Origin of the sequence: Clostridium cavendishii DSM 21758, assembly GCF_900141845.1 — a bacterium.
GTDB lineage: Bacteria > Bacillota > Clostridia > Clostridiales > Clostridiaceae > Clostridium_AG > Clostridium_AG cavendishii.
In genome coordinates this window covers 1-21,418 of record NZ_FQZB01000015.1, presented here as the reverse complement: position 1 = coordinate 21,418, position 21,418 = coordinate 1, and the positions used below count along the sequence as shown (strand labels likewise).

Annotated in this window: 17 protein-coding genes, 1 tRNA gene and 2 rRNA genes; 3 read left to right on the top strand and 17 right to left on the bottom strand. The window is 29.6% G+C overall.

The annotated features are described in order from the left end of the window. Positions 1-34: 34 nt before the first annotated feature. Positions 35-946: a helix-turn-helix transcriptional regulator gene (locus tag BUB01_RS16975; RefSeq protein ID WP_072990811.1), complete on the bottom strand. Its 912-nt coding sequence runs from the start codon at positions 944-946 to the stop codon at positions 35-37. 414 nt (positions 947-1,360) lie between these two features. Between BUB01_RS16975 and yidC the strand changes: the two genes are divergently transcribed. Further along, positions 1,361-1,999, top strand: coding sequence for a membrane protein insertase YidC (yidC, locus tag BUB01_RS16965; RefSeq protein WP_072990806.1), 639 nt, complete (start codon positions 1,361-1,363; stop codon positions 1,997-1,999). 34 nt (positions 2,000-2,033) lie between these two features. On the opposite strand, the gene BUB01_RS16960 is transcribed toward yidC, so the two are convergent. The 9 genes from BUB01_RS16960 to fusA form a co-directional block, all read right to left on the bottom strand. Continuing rightward, complete coding sequence (locus BUB01_RS16960) at positions 2,034-3,878, bottom strand: APC family permease (protein ID WP_072990804.1); 1,845 nt, start codon at positions 3,876-3,878, stop codon at positions 2,034-2,036. Positions 3,879-4,002: 124 nt separating this feature from the next. Continuing rightward, a complete protein-coding gene (locus tag BUB01_RS16955) occupies positions 4,003-5,034 on the bottom strand; it encodes a CPBP family intramembrane glutamic endopeptidase (protein ID WP_084108934.1) in 1,032 nt (343 codons plus the stop codon). Positions 5,035-5,278: 244 nt separating this feature from the next. Further along, complete coding sequence (locus BUB01_RS16950; RefSeq protein ID WP_072990802.1) at positions 5,279-7,330, bottom strand: penicillin-binding transpeptidase domain-containing protein; 2,052 nt, start codon at positions 7,328-7,330, stop codon at positions 5,279-5,281. Between the two features lie 17 nt (positions 7,331-7,347). After that, on the bottom strand, positions 7,348-8,580 hold the full coding sequence (locus BUB01_RS16945) for a competence/damage-inducible protein A (protein ID WP_072990800.1): 1,233 nt from the start codon (positions 8,578-8,580) through the stop codon (positions 7,348-7,350). 241 nt (positions 8,581-8,821) lie between these two features. Continuing rightward, positions 8,822-8,962, bottom strand: coding sequence for a hypothetical protein (locus BUB01_RS23515; RefSeq protein WP_200802904.1), 141 nt, complete (start codon positions 8,960-8,962; stop codon positions 8,822-8,824). 118 nt (positions 8,963-9,080) lie between these two features. Next, a complete protein-coding gene (locus BUB01_RS16940) occupies positions 9,081-9,725 on the bottom strand; it encodes a histidine phosphatase family protein (protein WP_072990798.1) in 645 nt (214 codons plus the stop codon). A gap of 150 nt (positions 9,726-9,875) precedes the next feature. Further along, positions 9,876-10,823 (bottom strand): ROK family protein, encoded by a 948-nt coding sequence (locus BUB01_RS16935; RefSeq protein WP_072990796.1) that lies wholly within the window; start codon positions 10,821-10,823, stop codon positions 9,876-9,878. A gap of 85 nt (positions 10,824-10,908) precedes the next feature. Continuing rightward, positions 10,909-11,148: a hypothetical protein gene (locus tag BUB01_RS16930; RefSeq protein WP_072990794.1), complete on the bottom strand. Its 240-nt coding sequence runs from the start codon at positions 11,146-11,148 to the stop codon at positions 10,909-10,911. Between the two features lie 219 nt (positions 11,149-11,367). After that, positions 11,368-13,464 (bottom strand): elongation factor G, encoded by a 2,097-nt coding sequence (fusA, locus tag BUB01_RS16925; RefSeq protein ID WP_072990792.1) that lies wholly within the window; start codon positions 13,462-13,464, stop codon positions 11,368-11,370. 456 nt (positions 13,465-13,920) lie between these two features. Here fusA and BUB01_RS16920 point away from each other — a divergent pair, with 456 nt between their 5' ends. Both BUB01_RS16920 and BUB01_RS16915 read left to right on the top strand, forming a co-directional pair. Further along, on the top strand, positions 13,921-15,063 hold the full coding sequence (locus BUB01_RS16920) for a universal stress protein (protein ID WP_072990789.1): 1,143 nt from the start codon (positions 13,921-13,923) through the stop codon (positions 15,061-15,063). Between the two features lie 439 nt (positions 15,064-15,502). Then, positions 15,503-15,925 carry a YcbK family protein gene (locus BUB01_RS16915; RefSeq protein ID WP_072990786.1) on the top strand — a complete coding sequence of 141 codons (423 nt, stop codon included), beginning with the start codon at positions 15,503-15,505 and terminating at the stop codon, positions 15,923-15,925. A gap of 77 nt (positions 15,926-16,002) precedes the next feature. Here BUB01_RS16915 and kdpC read toward each other — a convergent pair whose 3' ends face one another. The 7 genes from kdpC to BUB01_RS16880 form a co-directional block, all read right to left on the bottom strand. Further along, the gene (gene kdpC / locus BUB01_RS16910) at positions 16,003-16,602 is read right to left on the bottom strand and encodes a potassium-transporting ATPase subunit KdpC (protein ID WP_072990784.1); all 600 of its coding nucleotides are present in this window, start codon (positions 16,600-16,602) and stop codon (positions 16,003-16,005) included. Positions 16,603-16,614: 12 nt separating this feature from the next. Then, positions 16,615-18,675, bottom strand: a complete 2,061-nt coding sequence (gene kdpB, locus BUB01_RS16905) for a potassium-transporting ATPase subunit KdpB (RefSeq protein WP_072990780.1) — start codon at positions 18,673-18,675, stop codon at positions 16,615-16,617. A 21-nt stretch (positions 18,676-18,696) separates the two neighbouring features. Then, positions 18,697-20,379, bottom strand: coding sequence for a potassium-transporting ATPase subunit KdpA (gene kdpA, locus BUB01_RS16900; protein WP_072990776.1), 1,683 nt, complete (start codon positions 20,377-20,379; stop codon positions 18,697-18,699). Between the two features lie 29 nt (positions 20,380-20,408). Further along, positions 20,409-20,486, bottom strand: a complete 78-nt coding sequence (gene kdpF, locus BUB01_RS24000) for a K(+)-transporting ATPase subunit F (RefSeq protein ID WP_072991162.1) — start codon at positions 20,484-20,486, stop codon at positions 20,409-20,411. A 475-nt stretch (positions 20,487-20,961) separates the two neighbouring features. Next, positions 20,962-21,036, bottom strand: a tRNA-Asn gene (locus BUB01_RS16890). Between the two features lie 30 nt (positions 21,037-21,066). Beyond that, positions 21,067-21,184: ribosomal RNA gene (gene rrf, locus BUB01_RS16885) — 5S ribosomal RNA — on the bottom strand. A gap of 134 nt (positions 21,185-21,318) precedes the next feature. Continuing rightward, positions 21,319-21,418 (bottom strand): 23S ribosomal RNA (locus tag BUB01_RS16880); the annotation flags it as partial.

The following is a 21,418-nucleotide window of genomic DNA, read 5'->3' as shown; positions in this document are numbered from 1 at the left end:
AATTTTAAGAGTACAAATAAGACATCTATATGTCCTATTTGTATAATTTAATTATTTTTTCGGCATTTTTTCTTATAATCTCTCTGATATGAATTGGCTCAATTACCTCAATATCTGAACCAAAGCTTAATAACATGCTGTAAATCCAACTATTCTCGGGATATTCAACTTCAACTATTGCATCTCCTTTTTCATTAAACTCAATAACATAAGCATCAAAGTAATCATCAAGTTTATTTAAAGCACTCTTATTAAATTTTAACTTTAAAGTTATTAGATTATCCTCCCTAGGTTTAAAAAACTCATTTATATCTACAATCCTAGGTACAAAATCATTATCTAATCTATTTAATCCCTTTATTCTTGTAAGCTTAAATAATCTTATGTCCTCTCTTAATCTACAAAAACCACAAATATAAAAATTAAGCCCTTTAAATATAATTTTCAAAGGTTCTAGTTCCCTTTTTGTACTATTCCCATCAAAAGTAATATATGTGAATTCTATAGTTTTTCTTAACTTTAAAGCTTCACTTATTATATTTAATTTTTCTCTTGTATTATCTGCATTCCCCCAAGAAGAAAAATCAAAAACTATATTTCCCTCTTCTATTAAATTCATAGAAGAATTTGCACACTTAAATTTTTCCTTTAAATTCTCTATAGTCTTATCTTCATAGACCTTACTTAAGCCTTCTAATAGATTAAATACCATAGAATGCTCTTTTTCATTAACAACACTCTTATTTATCTTATAATTTTCCATTATCTCATATCCACCATCATAACCCTTATAAGCTACAATAGGTATTCCAGCCATATTTATAGCATCAATATCCCTTTGTATTGTTTTAACAGAAACCTCAAATTTTTCAGCTAGCTCCTTTGCACTTACCCTTTTTCTATTACTTAAAATCATTATTATAGAAATCAATCTATCAATTTTCATTTAATATATCACCGCCTCTTTTATGTAAAACTATTTTATTTATTTCAATTTATATTGATTTTTCGTGATTAACTCATTATTTTTATTATATAATATTAACAATAATATGAAAGGAGATTTTTCAGATGCAATTTGATTCATTAACATTGTTTCAATTGTTTCTTATTTCTACCTTCTTATTTAGTATAATTTATTATGTAAAGTATTCTATTAATTCTAATAGAAAAGCATTATATAATAATTATTCTAGTTTAGTTATTAAAGTTTTAAGTAAGAGAGCATTAAACTTCTCAACCCTTATAAAAAAAGAGGATTATATCTCTTATGAGAAACTCCAAGTTTGGAGATTTACTGTCCACTTTTAATTAATATGATGTTTCCTAATTTCAAAAATTATTAAAAAGGAGTGTAATTATGAACATCATATTCAATATTTTCAATGATATACTTAGATATTTATTTGATTTAACAGGAGATTGGGGAATGGCTATAGTTTTATTAACTGTAATTGTAAAACTTATTTTAATGCCATTTTCATTAAAGCAGAAATCTTCTCTTAAAAAGCAACAAGAATTGTCTTTAAAAGTGGAGGAATTAAAAAAGACTTTTAAAAATAACAAGAAGAAGTTAGAAATGGAATTGCAAAAACATTATGATAGTAATAAAAAGCATATGTTTGGCTGTATGATTACCTTTATTCAGTTACCTATAATAATGACTTTATATAATGTGGTTTTAAAGCTTCCTATAGAAGCAAGTACATCCATAATCCCTTGGGTAACAAGCCTAAAGCTAGCCGATAATTACCATATCATTCCATTAGTGTATTCTTCACTTATGTGTATGCCTAATTTAATTTCTTATTTAAAAGTAATTAAGAATTCAACAATACAACCTATATCAAAATCAAATGTTATAGTGACTATTGTTATTTCTATTCTTTTCACTATAAAAACACCTATTGCAATAGGTATATATCTTATTACATCTGCAGCCTTTGCAGTAATTGAAAATATAATTTATAGTATATTCTTTAAAGAAAATTTAGCTTAACATAAATAAGGTGTTGCATATGCAACACCTTATTTCAATCTTCATATTTTTCTATAATAAATGGTACTGATATTACTGCTATATTTCTATGTTGAAGTAATATTCTCTTTAAAAATAAAGCTGTTTGATTGTGAAGTATATTCCCCCACCATTTCTTTGTTATAAATTGAGGAATAACTACAGTAATCATATCATCTTTATTGCCTCCTGTAAATTCATCAGACGTAACATATTTTACTAATGGATTGACAACTTCTCTATACTCATGTTTTTTTACTACTAAAGGGATATCTATACTGTATTTTTTCCACTTCATTTTTAATTTCTCTGTTTCAGCATCATCCACTGAAATATGAAATGCTGTTATGTCATTTGATAAGCACTTTGCATAATTTATAGTTTTAACAACAGATTCATTTAAAGATGCAACAGGTATTATAAACCTTTTAGCCTGACTTTCACTAAATTTAGGAAAATAATTATTTTCTAAACTCAATTGAGCCGCTACTCGTTTATAATGTCTATTAACTCTTTTCATTACTATAATAGCTAATGGTACTAAAACTAATACAAGCCATGCTCCATGCATAAATTTATTTATAGCTATTATTATAGCTGTAATAAATGTTATAATCGCACCTACACCATTTATAAAAGCTTTATGTTTCCAACCTTTTCCTTTTGTTTTGTACCATCTCATGACCATACCACTTTGGGATAATGTAAAGGAAATAAAAACACCTACCGCATAAAGTGGTAATAAATAATGATTTTCACCTTTAAATACACCTACTAAAATTCCTGCTGCTACTGACAAGAATATTATTCCATTAGAATAACTTAATCTATCTCCTCTTTTTGCAAATTGTCTTGGAGCATATCCATCTCTTGCTATGAATGATAATAACAGTGGAAAATCTGAATATGCTGTATTTGCTGCCATAGTAAGTATTAAGGTAGTTGCAAATTGCATTATATAAAACATTATACTATTATCACCAAAAACTTGACTGGCTATTTGAGATATTACTGTCCTATCCAAAGTTGGAACGGCAGTATATATTGTTGCTAAATATGATATACCAGAAAACATTACTATTACTATAATAAATAGTAAATATAAAACTCTCTTTGCATTTTTAGTAGCAGGTTCTTTAAAATTTGCTACACCATCACTTATAGCTTCAACACCTGTTAATGCTGTACATCCTGCTGAGAAACCCTTTAGAAATAATAAAATTGTTAAATCGTGAACCTGTCTAGGAATATTAGGATTAGAAATAGGTTCAACACCATATACAAAATATTTAATTAACCCAAAAACTATCATAATTACAGAGCTTAATATAAAAATATATGTTGGAAAACTAAACAATTTTGCAGATTCACTTATCCCTCTTAAATTTCCAATAGCTATTATTAATATTATAAAAAGAGTTATTTCAACCTTATAAGGTAGCAAAAACTCAAAAGCTGAAGTTATAGCTGCAACTCCAGCTGTAGTACTAACAGCAACAGTAAGTATATAGTCTATAGTAAGAGATGCTCCAGCTACTAAACTAGGTATCTCGCCTAGATTTTCCCTAGAAACTATATACGACCCTCCACCTTTAGGATAACTATCGATTGTTTGCCTATACGAAAATATCAATATAGCTAATAAGCCTATTATTGATAATGTAACCCAAGATAAATATGTAAATGATGCAATACCTAAAACAGGTACAAAAACCCACAATATTTCTTCACAAGCATATGCTACTGATGATATTGCATCTGATGACAAGACTGGTAAGCCCCTAAAAACACTAAATTTTTCATGATGTATATCTGATGATTTTAATGGTTTTCCTAAAATATAGTTCTTTAAGTTCTTCATAAGTATTCTCCTATCATTAGTTTTATAATAGTATTATTAATAATAAACCTAAATAATATTTACATTTTAATATTATTTATAAAAAAAAGTTCAAGTAACTTATTGTAAAGTTACTTGAACTTTTTTATTTTAGTAAAACCATAATAATAATGTACACTATTATTATTAAAACTAATGGTATATTTAATATTTTTTCATTCTCATACTCTAAATATGAATTTTCATTTCCATTAAGTTCAATAATTCCATCATTAAACGAAGCCTCATATTCTCCTCTTGAAACTTTAGTTTCATTTGGTTGAATAATACCTATTTTTCTATTCTCTTTTTCCATCTTCATAATTATAAGTACTAATAAAGTCCCAAATATAATAGCTAATACACCATAACTACTTAGAGCTGCTATCTTCATATTGAAAGTTAATTCCTTTGTAGCATCAACTTTTTCTGGTGAAACTTTTTGTATAACAGGCACTAAAAATTTTTGCATACTTACTTGCAATCCATTTACTGTAAAATGGGTTACCATAGTTACAAATATACTATTAGTCACTCTAACCATATACCCAAACAATATTCCTAGAGCAGTTGCATATAAAAACTGCTGTGCATTTAAGTGGAATATTCCGAATAATATTCCAGACATTATTGCTGCTATATGCTTATTTTTTTGATTATATCCTGATAATACTATACCCCTAATTGTTATTTCCTCTGTTATAGCTGGAGTGACCGCCATTATAAGAAGCATCATCCAGTATGGTAATGCGTCTAAGCTTTGCATAAACTGTGCTATATCATTTTTAAAGAAAAATGAAGATAATACTGCAAAAAATACCATAACAGGTTGTGCTATTAATCCTATTAAAAACGCCCATAATATATCTTGTATTCTTGGTTTATTAAATCTAAATACTTTCTTAGCAGATTGTTTAGTGACAATTATATAAATTATCGCAGGTATTATAAAAAATATAAAATGCGCTATACTAAGGTTTATACCATTATTAAAACCTGTTTTTTTTAAAATAGGACCTAATAATTGCCCACCGAATACTTGAATTAGTATTATAATTAAAAAATATACATTTGCCTTAAATATAGGCCCTTTCGGCTTTTTTAAATTTGCCTTATACATAGATTCTTTTGATTGCATAAAATTCTCCTTAAGACTTTTAAGTTTTTAGTATATTATTTTTCACTTTAGGAAAGAATTAATAATGAAGTTATAACCTTAACCCTTATATAATCGCCTCTCCCCTATTTTATTTATATATAAACATTTCCTCTTAAAGTATATTTTATATATATTTTAAGAGGAATTGTTTTTTATTAATTATATTTATTTTAATTTATATTATTACTAAGTTCAAGTAACTTATATTAGAGGTTTATCCATACTATTTCTTTAAATAATATTCTAGACAGTTTTTTGCTTTTGGCACAACAAATTTAGTTCCACCAATTGACTTAGCATCCTCCATCATCATCCCTATTACTATTGATGGATTCTCTGTATTCATTCCTATGAACCAAGCATTTTCTACAGGATTTTTATCCTCTCTATTCTTTTTTAATTCTGCAGTTCCGGTCTTTCCGGCTATAGACATTCCGTTTATTTTAGCAAGCCCCGCAGTAGCAGTTTCACTATTTACTACTGCTAACAAATCTTCTTTTAAAATATTTACATTATCCTTTGATATTATATTCTCTTTCCACACTTTGGTTTTAACATTATCACTTATCTCTAAAACTGGCTCCATTATACTCCCATTATTAACAACTGAACTATATGCTAATACCATTTGTATTGGTGTAACTAATACTTCTCCTTGCCCATATCCAGTGTCAGCTAGAAGCATTTCACTACCTATAGTATTATTATTTGCTATTTGAGTTTTCGCCATAGGATATTGATATGGCATTTCCTCTCCTATTCCAAACTTTTTACTGCCTTCAATAAACTTATCCTTTCCTATCTTTAAAGTTTGCATTGCAAAATATATATTATCAGAGTTTATAAATGCATTTTTTAAATCTATAGGCTTATCAGAGTTAACCATTCTAGTAACAGTCTGCCCTCCCCAAGAGCTATCCTTTTTCCAATCAGTTCCCTTTATATCTAATTGCTCTTCAGGTTTTATAATTCCATTTTCTAATCCAATTGCTGCTGTTACCAATTTAAAAGTTGATCCTGGTGAAGATGCCTTATTAAATCTATTTACTGATATATCATTCCAAGCTGTATCCCACTTACTTTTTATAGTATCAGTTTTATAAGTAGTAAAAATATTTGGATCATAAGATGGTGAACTTACTAATGCCAACGTATGACCATCCTTAGGATTTATAGCTGTAGCTGAACCTTTTTGACCAGCCATTTCACTGTATATTTTCTTTTGTAACTCTAAATCAACTGTAAGCTTAATATCTTCTCCTTTTTTACTCTTTTTATCTACTATTACAATTTCCTTTTCTTTTCCCTCAACCTTTCTAGTAGTAAATATCTTTCCACCATCTTCTCCCTTAAGCCTAGTTTCAAATACATACTCTAGTCCAGTCTTTCCAATTAAGCTACTTGTACCATAACCTTTACCTTTATTTTTTTCAAGTTCTTCAGCAGTTATAGGTGCAACATATCCAACTAATGCCCCTATTGCTTCTCCGCCGTTATAAACTCTTGAAGGTTTGTAAACATACTTTACACCAGGTATCTTTATAAGTTCATCTAACTTTGCCTGCTCATTTAAAGAAACATCAACTAGTGTCACTAACTCATCTGGTTTATCCTTAGCTGCAGCTAATTTATCTTGTATCACTTTACTATTTATATCTAATATTTTAGCTATATCTGCTATCCCCTGCTGATTATCTCCAAACTTTTTAGGATGTATTCCAACAGTTGCTACTTTACCATTCACAGCTAAATTAACACCATTTCTATCCTTTAATTCTCCTCTTACTGCTTTATCACGTTGAAATTTAATCTTTTCTCCCTTCTCTAATTGAGGAAAAATAAGTTTTTCATTCCATTCAACTTGCCAACTTTTTTTATCCTTACTTTCTATTAAATTTATTTCATAACCTTCTATGTCTATTTTCCCTAAAGTAGAGTCCATGCTCAGAGAAATTTTGCCTTTTGCATTTCCCTCTTTATTGTCCTTTACATTTTTAACATCTACATCTTTTAATTCTATTTTATCAGCATCTATACTATCATAAATTTTAGTATACTTATCTACAAAATCTTTTTCGCTAATATACTCTTTTGACTTATCATCTAATAAAGCATACATAGCCTTATAGTCCTTCTTCTTCCAATTATCTTTATATTCATTAAAGGTTTTTAAAGCTAAATCCTTACTTTTACATCCAATTAATGTAGTTGCTGATATTGCTGTAATAGATATTATACTTAAAATCAAAAACCTTTTTAAAAAAGTCCCCCTCATTTTTTTCCCTCCATACTTTATTTTAGTTCTCTTCTTAACCAGTCTAATGCATTCATAACAGTTCTTTGTCTAACCTTTTCTCTAGTTCCTTGAAAATTATATTTCTTTACCTTTACCTCACCATTTATACAAATTCCAACATAAACTAATCCTACAGGTTTTTCTTCTGTTCCACCTCCAGGCCCAGCTATTCCAGTAGTAGATATTCCTATATTAGTTCCTGCTATACGTGCTATTCCCTGTGCCATTTCCTTAGCAGTTTCTTCACTTACAGCCCCATATTTATCTAATGTTTCTTTTTTAACACCTAAAGCTCTCATTTTAGCTTCATTTGAATACGTAACTGCTCCTTCTAAAAACACTTCTGATATTCCTGGATAATTTATAAGTGTTCCTGCTAATAAACCTCCAGTACAAGATTCTGCTGTAGCTATAGTAAACTTTTTATCTATCAGGATTTTTGCTACAACCTCTTCTAAAGAAGTTTCACCCTCTCCGTATATATTATCACCTAATCGTTGTCTTATCTCATCTTCTGTTGGCTTTATTAAACTATTGGCTTCATTTTCATCTTTTCCCTTAGCAGTTATTCTTAATATGCAATCTATATCTTTGGCATAAGGTGCAACCGTTGGATTTGTCTGTTTATCTATTATGTCACCTATTTGTTCTGCCATATATCCTTCACCTATACCAAAGATCCTTAATACTTTTGATACAAGGACTTCTGAAGTGAATTGAGATAAATATGGAATAACATGATCCTTAAACATAACTTGCATTTCTCTTGGTGGTCCGGGTAATATTATTATCGTTCTATTTTCATCACCTTTTATAACTGCTCCTGGTGCAGTTCCACAACTATTTGAAAATATTATTGCATCCTTTGGAAAATATGCTTGTTTCTTATTACTACCTTTTAGCTCTTTTCCTTGTTTATTAAAGTATTTTTCTATCTCTTTTAAGGACTCTTCATGAATTACTAATTCTTTATTAAAATATTTAGCAGCAACTTCCTTAGTCAAATCATCATTGGTAGGTCCAAGTCCTCCAGTAGTTATTACAGTATCACAGCTTTTAAAAGCATCATCAAAAGCTTTCGTTAGCCTTTCCTCATTGTCTCCAACTACTGTATGTTTATAAACACCTATTCCTAATCTAGCTAATTCCTTAGATAAAAATTGAGCGTTAGTATTTGCTATATCACCTAAAAGCAATTCAGTTCCTACACCTAATATCTCTACATTCATAAAATTACTTCCTTTCTTCAACAATAATTAAATTATACCATATAATGTAATTATATTATAAATTAAAATTGCCTACTATTAATATTTTTTAATAGTAGGCAGTATGTTAAAAATCCTTCATCCTCAACTTTCTATACTAACTTCCCCTAATTTGTATATGAGGAAGGAATACAAACTAAAGCTTAATATTTAAAATTATTAAAATTAACTAGTATAGAAGTATATGTATGAGGTAAAGAATTTATTGACCTGTATGAGACTTTATAGATTGCTTTTTAGCATTTCTAGTACTATTTTTAGCCTCTTCATTGGTCAATGTAGTATCCCAATTTGACTTTAATTTTCTTTTAAGTTTATTATCTATTTGGCTATCTTTAGGCATATACTCATCTCCTGTTCTTTTTAGCAGATTACACTCATCTTACATTAATAATGTATGTAATAAAAATTTAAATATGCCTAGAAAATTCACCCTACATTTATCATTTTAACCTTCAAAATTACCAACCTTTTATTTCAAATCCTTCCTCGTAATGACTAATGTCATTTTCTCTAATTATATTAAATTCATCACCATTAAATTCTATTTCAGTTATAGATGTTTGTCCATAAACAGGTAATTGCATAATTTCCATAGATGTCAAACTTTGTTTAAAATAAGATATAATCATTTTTAATGTCATACCATGAGTAACTATTAAAATATTTTCATCTTTATTTTTATGCTTATCAATTATAGATTTTAACGCTTTATGACTTCTATCCAAAAGTTCAAATGGAGTCTCTCCTCCAAATGGTCTATATTTTTCTGGATTTTGAAATAAGTTTTCAAGCTCTTTATTATAGATTGGATTAGCAGCTACTTCATCTAACGTCAATCCTTCCCATTCTCCAAAAGCAATTTCTTTTAATGCATCTATAGTTTCAATTTGTAAATTTCTAGTTCCTTTTATTATCTCAGCAGTTTTATAAGCACGTTCTATAGGACTTGAATATATATAATCTATTTTCTCATCTTTCATTTTCTCACTTAAAAGTTTAGCTTGCTTTATTCCAAGTTCTGTTAAATCTGAATTCTTGCATCCTTGTAATCTTTTATCTATATTCCATACTGTTTGTCCGTGTCTTGTTAAATATATTTTCATCTACTTGCACCTCATAATAATTTATATATTAATTATACTATGAAATATAAAAAAGTGGGCTTATATTAACCTCTTACTTAAACAATTTCACAATTTACTACACAACAAAAAAATTCCTTCATAAAATATAATGAAGGAATTTTAAATTTATTATTTACTTTCTAGTATAGCAAGTGCTACAGCACCTATAACTCCAGCATCCGTTCCAAGTCCAGCTGGTACTACCTTACAAGATTCAGCCATTGTTTTAAAACATCTTTTATCAATGACTTGCTGTACTTTATCAAATACAACCTTTCCAGCCTTAGATACTCCACCACCAATTACTATCATTTCAGGATCGAATATAGCTATTGCATTAGCTACTCCTATTCCTAAGTAATTTAAACAACTATCTATTATTTCTATTGAAACTGCATCTCCAGCCGCTGCTTCTTTAAATACTTCATAAGAAGTTACATTTTCATAGTTTTTAAGAGTTGTTTCTACTTTACTCTCTACAGCTTCTTTACCTCTTTTACCTATAGCTGTACCAGAAGCTACTGCCTCTAAACATCCTAGGTTTCCACACCCACATCTTGGGCCATCTGGAAGTACTGTTATATGACCTATTTCTAAAGCGTTAGAAGTATTTCCTCTATATACTTTACCATTTACTACAGCTCCACCACCAACGCCAGTGCTTACTGTGAAATAAACCATGTTTTCTGTACCTTTTGCAGCACCAAACATAAATTCTCCAATAGCAGCCACATTTGCATCATTATCTAAATATACAGGAACGTTAAATTTTTCTTCTAACGGTTTCACTATATCAAAATTCTTAAAAGGAAGATTTGGAGTAGTTATTATAATTCCTGTTTTTGCATCTAATGGTCCTGGTGACCCTATTCCTATAGCTTTAACCATATCAATAGATATGTTTCCATCTCTTAAAACCGTTTCCACTGAACCTATTATTCTATTTAAAACAGGAACATCACCTTCATGTGCATTTGTAGGAACTGTATTTTGACTTATAACCTGACCTTCTAAATCTGATATAGCACAACTAATTTTAGTTCCGCCTAAATCTATACCAATAACGTAATTTTTCATAAAAATTCCCCCACATTATTTAATGTTATATTAGTAATTATAACATATATATTATACACTAAATAATTGGTATAACACACAAAAATCAGTATGTATTTTTATGAGCATTTATAAAATATCTTCCATTCTCATCATATCCTTGCTTACATATTACAAATTTATTATCTGATAACATAGATGAAATAATATTGATGTTGCCTTGTTTCGTATCGTCAATTGTTATAGTAAAATTATCTTGTTTATCTACCACACCTATATAGTCATAAATATTACTATAATCACTTAACCCTATATTACCTTTAATATCCATCCTGTAGTCTGACATATTTTAGTACCTCCTAACATTGCATATATTTTTAGTCAATACTACCTATATGCTCTAATGTCTAAAATTATTTCTAACTTTAAATATATTTCTAAAAATAATTTTTCCAAAGGGCCTAATATATATACTCTGATTTTTAATATAAAAAAATTTACTTTTGGTAAACCAGGAATAAACTTACTATTGTCTATTCCTGATTGTTATTACTTATTAAAATGATTAAGCTTCATTTTTTAATTCTTTTAGTTTTTTAGCCTCATTTACAATTTTATCCATTTCTGTTGATGGAGCCTCTTCATATCTTTCAAATTCCATATTAAAACATCCTCTTGCTTGAGTAATACTTCTTAAATCAGTAGCATACTTGAACATTTCAGCCATTGGTACTTCTGCTACTATTCTTTGCCCACCTTCTTCTATCTCCATACCTAAAACTCTGCCTCTTTTTTTGTTAATATCACCTATAATATCTCCCATATATTCCTCCGGCACTACAATCTCAACATGAGCTATAGGTTCTAATATTATAGGTTTTGCTTGCTCTAAACCCTTCTTATAAGCTATAGAAGATGCTATCTTAAATGCCATCTCAGATGAATCAACTGGATGATATGAACCATCATGCAATGTCGCTCTTAATCTGATAACTGGATATCCAGCTAAAACTCCATGTCTAGTGCACTCCTTCAATCCCTTTTCTACTGCAGGTATGAAATTTCTAGGAACTACACCTCCAACAACCTTATCTATAAATTCTAACTCATCCTTTCCATCATCCCTAGGTTCAAATTTAACCTTAACATCCCCATATTGTCCGTGCCCTCCTGATTGTTTCTTATGCTTCCCTTGAACATCAGCAATACCTTTAATAGTTTCTCTGTAAGGAATTTTAGGAGACTGAAGTGCAATCTCTATACTAAACTTATTCTTAAGTTTACTTGCTATTACCTCTAAATGAGTTTCTCCAACTCCTGATATTATAGTTTCTGCATTTTCTAAATCCCTTTCTATAATAAAAGTAGGATCTTCTTCTACAAGCTTACTAAGCCCTGATGATATTTTATCTTCATCTCCCTTAGTCCTTGGTATGGCCGCCATAGATATAACTGGCTTAGGGAAATTCATATTATCATACTTAATCTTAAAACTTGGATCGCATAATGTATCTCCTGTTGCCGTTGATTGTAATTTTGCTACTGCTCCAATATCTCCAGCTATTATTCTTTTAGATATCATTTGATTTTTACCCTTCATAAAATAAAGAGTTCCTAATTTCTCAATTTTTTCTTTATTGGAATTTATAACTTCCTTATCAGAGGTCACACTTCCAGTTATAACTCTAAACATTGAAAGTTTACCCACAAATGGATCGGCTATAGTCTTAAATACAAATGCCGAGAAAGGTTTATTATCATCTATTTCCACCATTATCTCTTCATTATTGCCTAAATTCAGAGCTTTCTGAGGTAATGAAAATTCTGGACTTGGAAAACATTCTACTATATCTTCAAGAAGATTCTCCATACCTATAACTGATGTTGCACTACCACACATAACAGGTGCTATATCTCCACTTGCACAACCTTTTATGAGTCCAGTGTATATTTCCTCATCACTTAATTCTCCTTCATTAAAATACTTCTCCAAAAGGACTTCATCAGTTTCCGCTACAGCTTCCATTATCATTTGTTTGCATTCATTAATCTTATCAACTAGACTGTTTGGAATATCACAGCTTTCCATGGAATTAGTCTTTTTGTTATATATTCTAGCCTTTCTAGAAATTACATTTATAACTCCATTAAAATCTGCTTCGCTACCTATCGGATATTGAATCGGAACTACACTAATACCAAATTTACTCTTCAAATCCTCTAAAACTTTATCATAATTTGAATTCTCTCTATCTAATTTATTTATAAAAAATGATCTTGGTAATTTAATTTTATTACAATAATTCCATGCTTTTTCTGTTCCTACTTGAACTCCTGCTACAGCACATACAACAATCATTGCTACATCTGAAGCTCTCATTCCTTCTATTACTTCTCCTATAAAGTCAAAATATCCAGGTGTATCTATTATATTTATCTTAGTATTTTTCCATTCAAGAGGTGCTATAGATGTTAAAAGTGAAATTTTCCTCTTCTTTTCTTCTAAATCATAATCACTAGTTGTTGTTCCATCAGCATTTGAACCTAATCTATCTATAGCTTTTGTGTAATAAAGCAATGCTTCTGTAAGAGCAGTTTTCCCAGCATCACTATGTCCTATAATACCTACATTTCTTAGATTTTTAATACTATATTCTTTCATACCTCTTCGCAATCTAAATGTTTACATAAGATAGATTGCGATATTCACCCACCTTTCTTTAAGATATCACTTTATATTTCAGTCTACGCCTTAAGAAGAAAGTAAAATTTTTAATCCCCAGGTTAACTTCTTATTAATATTTCTATTCAAATTAATTAAATAATATTATAATTTTATCTACTCTATAAAATCTATTTTTATATCCTATAATTTTAAAATTTTTCAGATGTTTGCGTTTTAATAAGCTTTTCTTATCCCTACTTGTTTTGAAAATTAATGATATTTCACTATTTTTATGATTTTATAACTTATTTACTTTCATTTAATTTAAATATTCTTAAATTATAGATTTTTTATTACTATTCCTCATATTAAAGCCTTGTGTACATAATTTACTTTGTAAATTGTTAGTATATAATTTATATATATAATTATTTAAATTTTAAGGAGATTTATATGGAAAAAGAACGTAAAACCCCATCTGAAGCCTTAGAAGAATACTATAAACAAAATAGAGGCGTATTAAAGGTTTTTTTAGGCTATGCACCTGGAGTTGGTAAAACATTTTCTATGCTTAATGAAGCTAATAGACGTCTTAAAAGAGGACAAGATGTTGTAATAGGCTATTTAGAAGATCATGGTCGTGAAGAAACTATTGAACAAGTTGGAAATCTAAGTTTCATACCTAAACAGAAAATAGACTATAAAGGCAGAACACTTGAAGAAATGGATGTAGATGCAATTATATCAAGAAAGCCTGAACTTGTTATAGTAGATGAATTAGCACATACCAATGTTCCTGGATCTAAACATAAAAAACGTTATGAAGATGTTTTAGAAATACTTAATCATGGTATTAATGTTCTTACAACTGTTAATATACAACACCTTGAAAGTCTAAATGATGTTGTTGAACATATAACAACTGTAACAGTAAGGGAAACTATACCAGATAAGATTATCGAAGATGCCGATGAAGTAGTCGTTGTAGACATAACTCCTGATGCTCTCATTAATAGATTAAAAAGGGGGAATATCTACAGACGTGAAAATATTCAACGTTCATTAAAAAATTTCTTCAGAAAAGGAAATCTTACAGCACTTAGGGAACTTGCACTAAGACAAACGGCTGATGAAGTAGATGAAGACTTAGAATCTTACATGAAACAGAAGGGTATTGAAGACAATTGGAAAGTAGTTGAGAGGGTTCTTGTTTGTATAAGTAGTAGTCCAAATGCAATAAAACTACTTCGTCATGGTGCTAGAATAGCTAAACGATATAAATGTGAGTTTTATGTTATTGATGTAGAATGTACTCACCCAATGTCAAGAAAACTTACTGATAAGGATAGAAACTCTATAGCTGCACATAAAACACTTGCCGAAAAACTTGGTGCAGAAACTATTTCTTTAAAGGGACGTTCTATTTCCTCAGAAATACTTAAATTTTGTCATGAAAGACATATAACCCAATTAGTTCTTGGGCATAGTAGACGAAGTTCTATTGAAACCTTTTTTAGAGGTTCTACTATAAATAAAATACTTGAAGATGCAAAAGATATAGAAATTAGGATAATTCCATGTGATACTATATATTAGTATAAATGTAAATTTAAAATTGCAACATGTATAATTATATTTTTCTGCAAAAGTCTAAAATATTAAAAATTAAAAGGAACTGTCGCATTAGCGGATTTAAAATCCGTTCACGATGGTTCCTTTTCTTGACTCTTAAAGCTTTTTATGTTTTTAGTATTTTTAAATTATAAAATTATTCAAAAATAGGTCCTCTTTAATAAGTTCCCCTAATAGAAATTTTTAACAATTAGTTTAGAGGACTTTATTTAAATTAAATAAAGGTTACTCAATTCAGTTTGTTCGTATTTTATTATGAAACTTACTATTGATAATTAATTTATTTTTATCGCCTCTTTTGTTAAATTATTGTTAATTTGTTATAATAAGGAAGGAATCCTCATTTTTTTAAAGAATTATTACACTGTACTGTTAACAGACACTAAAAAAAGGGGGGATCTTTATGAAAAAACTTTCATCATTTTTAGCCACATTCTTATTATTCGGGCTATTACTATCACCTGTACAAGCAAAGGCGGATACAACACATTTTAAGTCTAGTGAATTCAAATGCACCCATTGTGGTAAGTTACCACCAGGAGGAATTAGTCAAGATCTTATGAACAAATTAGAAACTTTAAGAACTAGACTAGGTAATCATCCTATAATTATCACAAGTGGTTACAGATGTCCAGCGCATAATGCTGCAGTTAATGGTGCTTCAAATTCACAACACCTTTATGGAACAGCAGCAGATATACAAGTTTCTGGAGTTCCTGCAAGTACAGTTTACAGCGTAGCTAATGAAATATTTGCAAATGGTGGAGTTGGTAAATACAGCAATTTTACTCATGTTGATGTAAGAGGTTATCATGCACGTTGGTAACATAAGACTCATATAATACAACTAAGGGGCTGACACTATGCAGCCCCTTTATTAATTTATTTTAATATATTTATAGCCTATATAACTTTAATTAACTTTGCTATTTCAAGATTCATTTTTAAAACATTAACTCTTTCCTCACCAACTATACCAGCATCTTTTCCTTGAGTATTATTCTTAATAATAGTTTCTATATCATCTTTCTTAATTCCAGTTACTTTTGCTATTCTTTCTACTTGAATTTTAGCAGACTCCACTGAAATGTCTGGATCTAACCCTGATGCCGAGCTAGTAAATAAATCTTGTGGAAGATTGTCTTTCTTAACTGTAGGATTCTTTTTTAAGAATTCTTCAATATCTTTTTCAACCCTTTTCTTTAACTCTTCATTTGATACAGCTAAATTAGATCCTCCAGAGTTAACATCTTTCTTATCCTTCTGCCCTTTAGTAGTATTATAATCTACTGCAGAAACCCTTCCATGAAAGAATCTATCATCTTCAAATTTTTGACCTATTAACTCTGAACCAACAACTTTTCCATTCACTTCTATCATACTTCCATTGGCTTTATGTGAAAATAAAGTTTGACCCACACCTGTTAATAATAGAGGGTAAATAAGTCCACATATAACCATAAGTACCAAACTAACCTTTAAGGCTCTTTTTAAATCTTTCATTATTTTGCCCTCCTACATTATTCCTAAAGCTTTTACTATTGGTGTAATAATAATATCTATAATTTTTATTCCTATAAATGGAGCTATTATTCCTCCAAACCCATATATAGTTACATTTTTAAGTAATAATAATTCAGCTCTCATAGGTTTATATTTAACACCTTTCATAGCTATAGGAATTAATAATGGTATTATTATTGCATTGAATATTAATGCTGATAGTATTGCTGTAGTTGGTGAACTAAGTCCCATTACATTAAGTTTATTCATTTGAGGTATAGCTAAAGTAAACATTGCTGGTATTATAGCGAAATACTTAGCTACATCATTACAAATTGAAAAGGTTGTTAATGCGCCCCTAGTTATTAATAATTGTTTACCTATTTCTACAACTTCTAATATCTTAGTTGGATCTGAATCTAAATCAACCATATTGGCTGCTTCTTTAGCTGATGTAGTTCCTGAGTTCATAGCTAATCCTACATCTGCTTGTGCCAATGCTGGAGCATCATTAGTTCCGTCACCAGTCATCGCAACTATCTTACCTTCTGCTTGTTCTTTCTTTATAGCATCTATTTTATCTTCTGGCTTACATTCTGCTAAGAAGCCATCTACACCAGCTTCTTTCGCTATTGTAGCTGCAGTTAGTGGGTTATCGCCTGTACACATTATAGTTTTTATACCCATTTCTCTTAATCTTTCAAATCTCTCAACTAAGCCAGGCTTTACAGTATCTTTTAAGTAAATTGCTCCGTATATAACATTATCTACTGAAACAACTAATGGTGTTCCTCCTAATTTTGAAATTCCATTAACTATTTCATCTAGGTCATCTGGAATAATTCCACCTTGATTCGTAACAAAATTCTTAACAGCTTGACCTGCACCTTTTCTTATTTTAATTCCTTCTGGTAAATCCATTCCGCTCATTTTAGTTTGTGCAGTAAACTCCATAAACTCACATGAATTATATTTATTGACATCATCTGTTATTCCTCTTTTTTCAGCAAGTTCAACTATTGACTTACCTTCTGGAGTATTATCTTTTAGTGATGACATTAATGCATACTTAGTAAGTTCTTCTACAGTTTGTCCTTTGACAGGCATAAATTCTGCAGCCATTCTGTTACCAAATGTTATGGTCCCTGTTTTATCCAATATCATAGTATCTACATCTCCACAAGCTTCTACAGCTTTACCAGACATAGCTATAACATTAAATCTTGTAACTCTATCCATACCTGCTATACCTATCGCAGATAATAATCCACCTATAGTAGTAGGTATTAAACAAACAAGTAATGCAACTAAAGTAGCAACCTTGATTTCTACCTTTGTATATTGAGCCATTGGATAAAGAGTAACTATAACTATTAGAAATATCAATGTTAAAGAAACAAGTAAAGTATTTAATGCTATTTCATTAGGTGTTTTTTGCCTTTCTGCTCCTTCAACCATACTTATCATCTTATCCAAGAATGATTCTCCCGGGCTTACTGTAATTTCAACTTTAATCCAGTCTGATACAACCTTAGTACCACCAGTAACTGATGCAAAATCTCCACCAGCTTCTTTTATTACTGGTGCTGATTCTCCTGTTATCGCAGATTCATCTACAGATGCTATTCCTTCTATAACCTCACCATCATTCGGTATTAAGTCTCCAACTTCAATTAAAACTATATCTCCTTTTTTTAATTCAGAAGCACTAATAACTTTAACTTTTCCATCTGAGCCTAAAAGTTTGGCTTGGGTATCTTTTCTAGTTTTCTTCAAAGTATCTGCTTGAGCTTTACCTCTACCTTCAGCTATTGCCTCAGCAAAGTTAGCAAATAAAACAGTTATAAATAATATTATAGTAACTATAACATTATAGGTTCTAAGTCCTGTTCCATTATCTCCAAATGCTGTAGGAAAAAAGCTTAGAAATAAAGTTATTATAAATCCAACTTCAACTACAAACATTACTGGATTTTTCATCATATATTTTGGATTCAATTTTTTAAACGAATCCTTTATGGCATCTATAACCATTTCTTTATTCATTAATTTTTTTTCATCTTTTTTACTCATATTCAATTCTCTCCTACATCTTTATATAAATGTTAAGTATTCAGATATTGGTCCTAAAGCTAATGCTGGTAAGAAAGTTAATGCACCAACTACTAGCACTATGAATACAAGCATCATTACAAACATTGCATTATCAGTTCTAAATGTACCAACTGTTTCAGGTACTGTTCTTTTGCTTGCTAAGGAAGATGCTACTGCTAATAATAACATTATAGATAAATATCTACCTAATAACATAATAACTCCAGTAAAGCTATTATAATATGCAGTATTTGCATTTAACCCACCAAATGCAGAACCATTATTTGCTGCTGTTGACGTAAATGCATATAAAATTTGAGATAACCCGTGAAATCCTGAATTTGATATAGAATCTTTACCTACACCTGATACTAATGATACTGCCGATGGCATTAATATTAATATAGGATGAACTAATATAGTAAATGCTATTAATTTTATCTCTTTTCCTTCTACCTTTTTACCTAAGAATTCTGGTGTTCTACCAACCATTAATCCACAAATAAATACAGTTAAGATAGCATACATTATAAGTCCCATAAATCCTACACCATCTCCACCAAATACAACATTTAACATCATACCCCACATTGCTCCAAATCCAGCTAAAGGCGTAAGTGAATCATGCATATTATTTACGCTACCTGTTGTAAAAGATGTAGTAACTGTAGTAAACAATGATGAACCTAATACTCCAAATCTAGTTTCTTTTCCCTCTAAATTTCCTAGTTTATTATCAAGTCCTAAACTTGATAATATAGGATTTCCTTTACTCTCTGCAAAATAGACTACTGTTAATGAAACTAAAAATAATATTGCAGCAGATATAAAAAATACCCAACCTTGCTTCTTATTTTTAAGTGTTAATCCGAAAGAAATAATAAGACCTCCTGGAATAACCATCATTGATAACATTTCTATTATATTAGTTATCCCATTTGGATTTTCGAATGGATGAGATGAATTTGCATTAAAGAAACCTCCTCCATTAGTTCCTAAATGTTTTATTGATTCTAGAGCCGCTACCGGTCCCATAGCTATAGTTTGATAAGTTCCCTCTATTGTCTTTACTATTTGATTTGCTTGAAGATTTTGAGGCACTCCACAAGCTATAAGTAATATACTAACTATAAATGCTAAAGGTAAAAAGACTCTTGTTGTAAATCTAACTACATCAACATAAAAATTACCCAAAGATTTTTTCTTTCCAGCTACAGTTCTTATTATAGCTGCTGCAACTGAGCAACCTGTAGCTGCTGATGTAAACATTAAAAATATTATACATGTCATTTGACTTAAATATGAAAGTGTATTTTCACCTGCATAGCTTTGCCAATTTGTATTCGTAATAAAAGATGATGCCGTATTAAAAGCTTGGCTAGTTTCCATAGCAGAAACATCATTAGGATTAAATACACTAAGTATTCCCTGAGCCTTCAATATTATAAATACAAATAAAAACATTACTAAATTAGTTATCAATAATGCCTTGATATATCCTTTAAGTGGCATTTCTTCATCTTTATCAATCCCTGATATCTTGTATATGAAATTATCTACTTTATTAAAAAAAGCATCAAATAACCCATCCTCTTTTGTTATAACTTTATGAAGGTGTGAACCTAATGGTATTACACATAAAATAAATAACACCATTAATAAAATAAAATCCCCGTATTTCATATTATTTCTACTCCTTAAATATTCTCAATCTAAAATTTTTCTGGCTTAAATAACGCATAAAATAAATAAACAAATAATAACATTACGATAACAATAAGTACTCCCATCTGTTTCCCCTTTCTACCAAAAACACTTATTTAATCTGAATGTAATTATAATATATTTAAAATATCTATCAATTCACATTTTCTGCCTATTAGAGTCTATATATTAGCATAGTTCATCATTTATTAAAATTATATTCATAATTCTAAAATTACCTCTATGTATTAAATCATTAAGCATAGTTTTTATTTTTAATTATCATTTATTATTTTTAAATCTTAGCCAAACGTTTACAATTGCTATTTTGTTAAAATAAAGCCCTAATTAAGAAGCATTTATTTTGACTATCTTTAATATTTTTAGATAATTTGTAAGAAATATTGCTTTTACTATATAATTTCTAAAGCATTATATAGTAAAAAGGAAATTATGAAAATAAATATTTCATAATTTCCTTCTTATATTTAAGTGTCAAATTCAATATATAAAAAAAGCATTACAACCACTTATTAGTAGTCATAATGCAATTCATTCAAATGGCTCCGCGAAAAGGATTCGAACCTTCAACCTATCGGTTAACAGCCGAGTGCTCCACCATTGAGCTATCGCGGAATATTGTAAACCTCTATATCTATAGAGGTTACCTGGCAACCACTTACTCTCCCACACAGTCTCCCGTGCAGTACCATCAGCCGTAATTTGCTTAACCGTCGTGTTCGGAATGGGTACGGGTGTTACCAAATTACGCATCATTACCAGATGTTATTTCACAGAAATCTTAGATTTCATTTTGAAATAATACTCATTAGCCAAAGCTTTTGAGTTTCCTTTTTCAGAGTTTGTTCTCTGAAAATTGCATATATAAATCTTAGTTTTTGTTAATTACCTTTTATTTTGGTCAAGCCCTCGATCTATTAGTATGAGTCAGCTGAACATGTTACCATGCTTACACCCCTCACCTATCAACCTTGTGTTCTTCAAGGGATCTTACTAG

Coding starts and splice junctions, on each gene's coding strand:
- kdpB (WP_072990780.1), bottom strand. CDS start 18,675: ATGAGTAAAAAAGATGAAAAAAAATTAATGAATAAAGAAATGGTTATA.
- kdpF (WP_072991162.1), bottom strand. CDS start 20,486: ATGGGAGTACTTATTGTTATCGTAATGTTATTATTTGTTTATTTATTT.
- fusA (WP_072990792.1), bottom strand. CDS start 13,464: ATGAAAGAATATAGTATTAAAAATCTAAGAAATGTAGGTATTATAGGA.
- BUB01_RS16950 (WP_072990802.1), bottom strand. CDS start 7,330: ATGAGGGGGACTTTTTTAAAAAGGTTTTTGATTTTAAGTATAATATCT.
- BUB01_RS16920 (WP_072990789.1), top strand. CDS start 13,921: ATGGAAAAAGAACGTAAAACCCCATCTGAAGCCTTAGAAGAATACTAT.
- BUB01_RS16975 (WP_072990811.1), bottom strand. CDS start 946: ATGAAAATTGATAGATTGATTTCTATAATAATGATTTTAAGTAATAGA.
- BUB01_RS16955 (WP_084108934.1), bottom strand. CDS start 5,034: ATGCAATCAAAAGAATCTATGTATAAGGCAAATTTAAAAAAGCCGAAA.
- kdpA (WP_072990776.1), bottom strand. CDS start 20,379: ATGAAATACGGGGATTTTATTTTATTAATGGTGTTATTTATTTTATGT.
- kdpC (WP_072990784.1), bottom strand. CDS start 16,602: ATGAAAGATTTAAAAAGAGCCTTAAAGGTTAGTTTGGTACTTATGGTT.
- BUB01_RS16935 (WP_072990796.1), bottom strand. CDS start 10,823: ATGAAAAATTACGTTATTGGTATAGATTTAGGCGGAACTAAAATTAGT.
- BUB01_RS16945 (WP_072990800.1), bottom strand. CDS start 8,580: ATGAATGTAGAGATATTAGGTGTAGGAACTGAATTGCTTTTAGGTGAT.
- BUB01_RS16930 (WP_072990794.1), bottom strand. CDS start 11,148: ATGTCAGACTACAGGATGGATATTAAAGGTAATATAGGGTTAAGTGAT.
- yidC (WP_072990806.1), top strand. CDS start 1,361: ATGAACATCATATTCAATATTTTCAATGATATACTTAGATATTTATTT.
- BUB01_RS16960 (WP_072990804.1), bottom strand. CDS start 3,878: ATGAAGAACTTAAAGAACTATATTTTAGGAAAACCATTAAAATCATCA.
- BUB01_RS16940 (WP_072990798.1), bottom strand. CDS start 9,725: ATGAAAATATATTTAACAAGACACGGACAAACAGTATGGAATATAGAT.
- BUB01_RS23515 (WP_200802904.1), bottom strand. CDS start 8,962: ATGCCTAAAGATAGCCAAATAGATAATAAACTTAAAAGAAAATTAAAG.
- BUB01_RS16915 (WP_072990786.1), top strand. CDS start 15,503: ATGAAAAAACTTTCATCATTTTTAGCCACATTCTTATTATTCGGGCTA.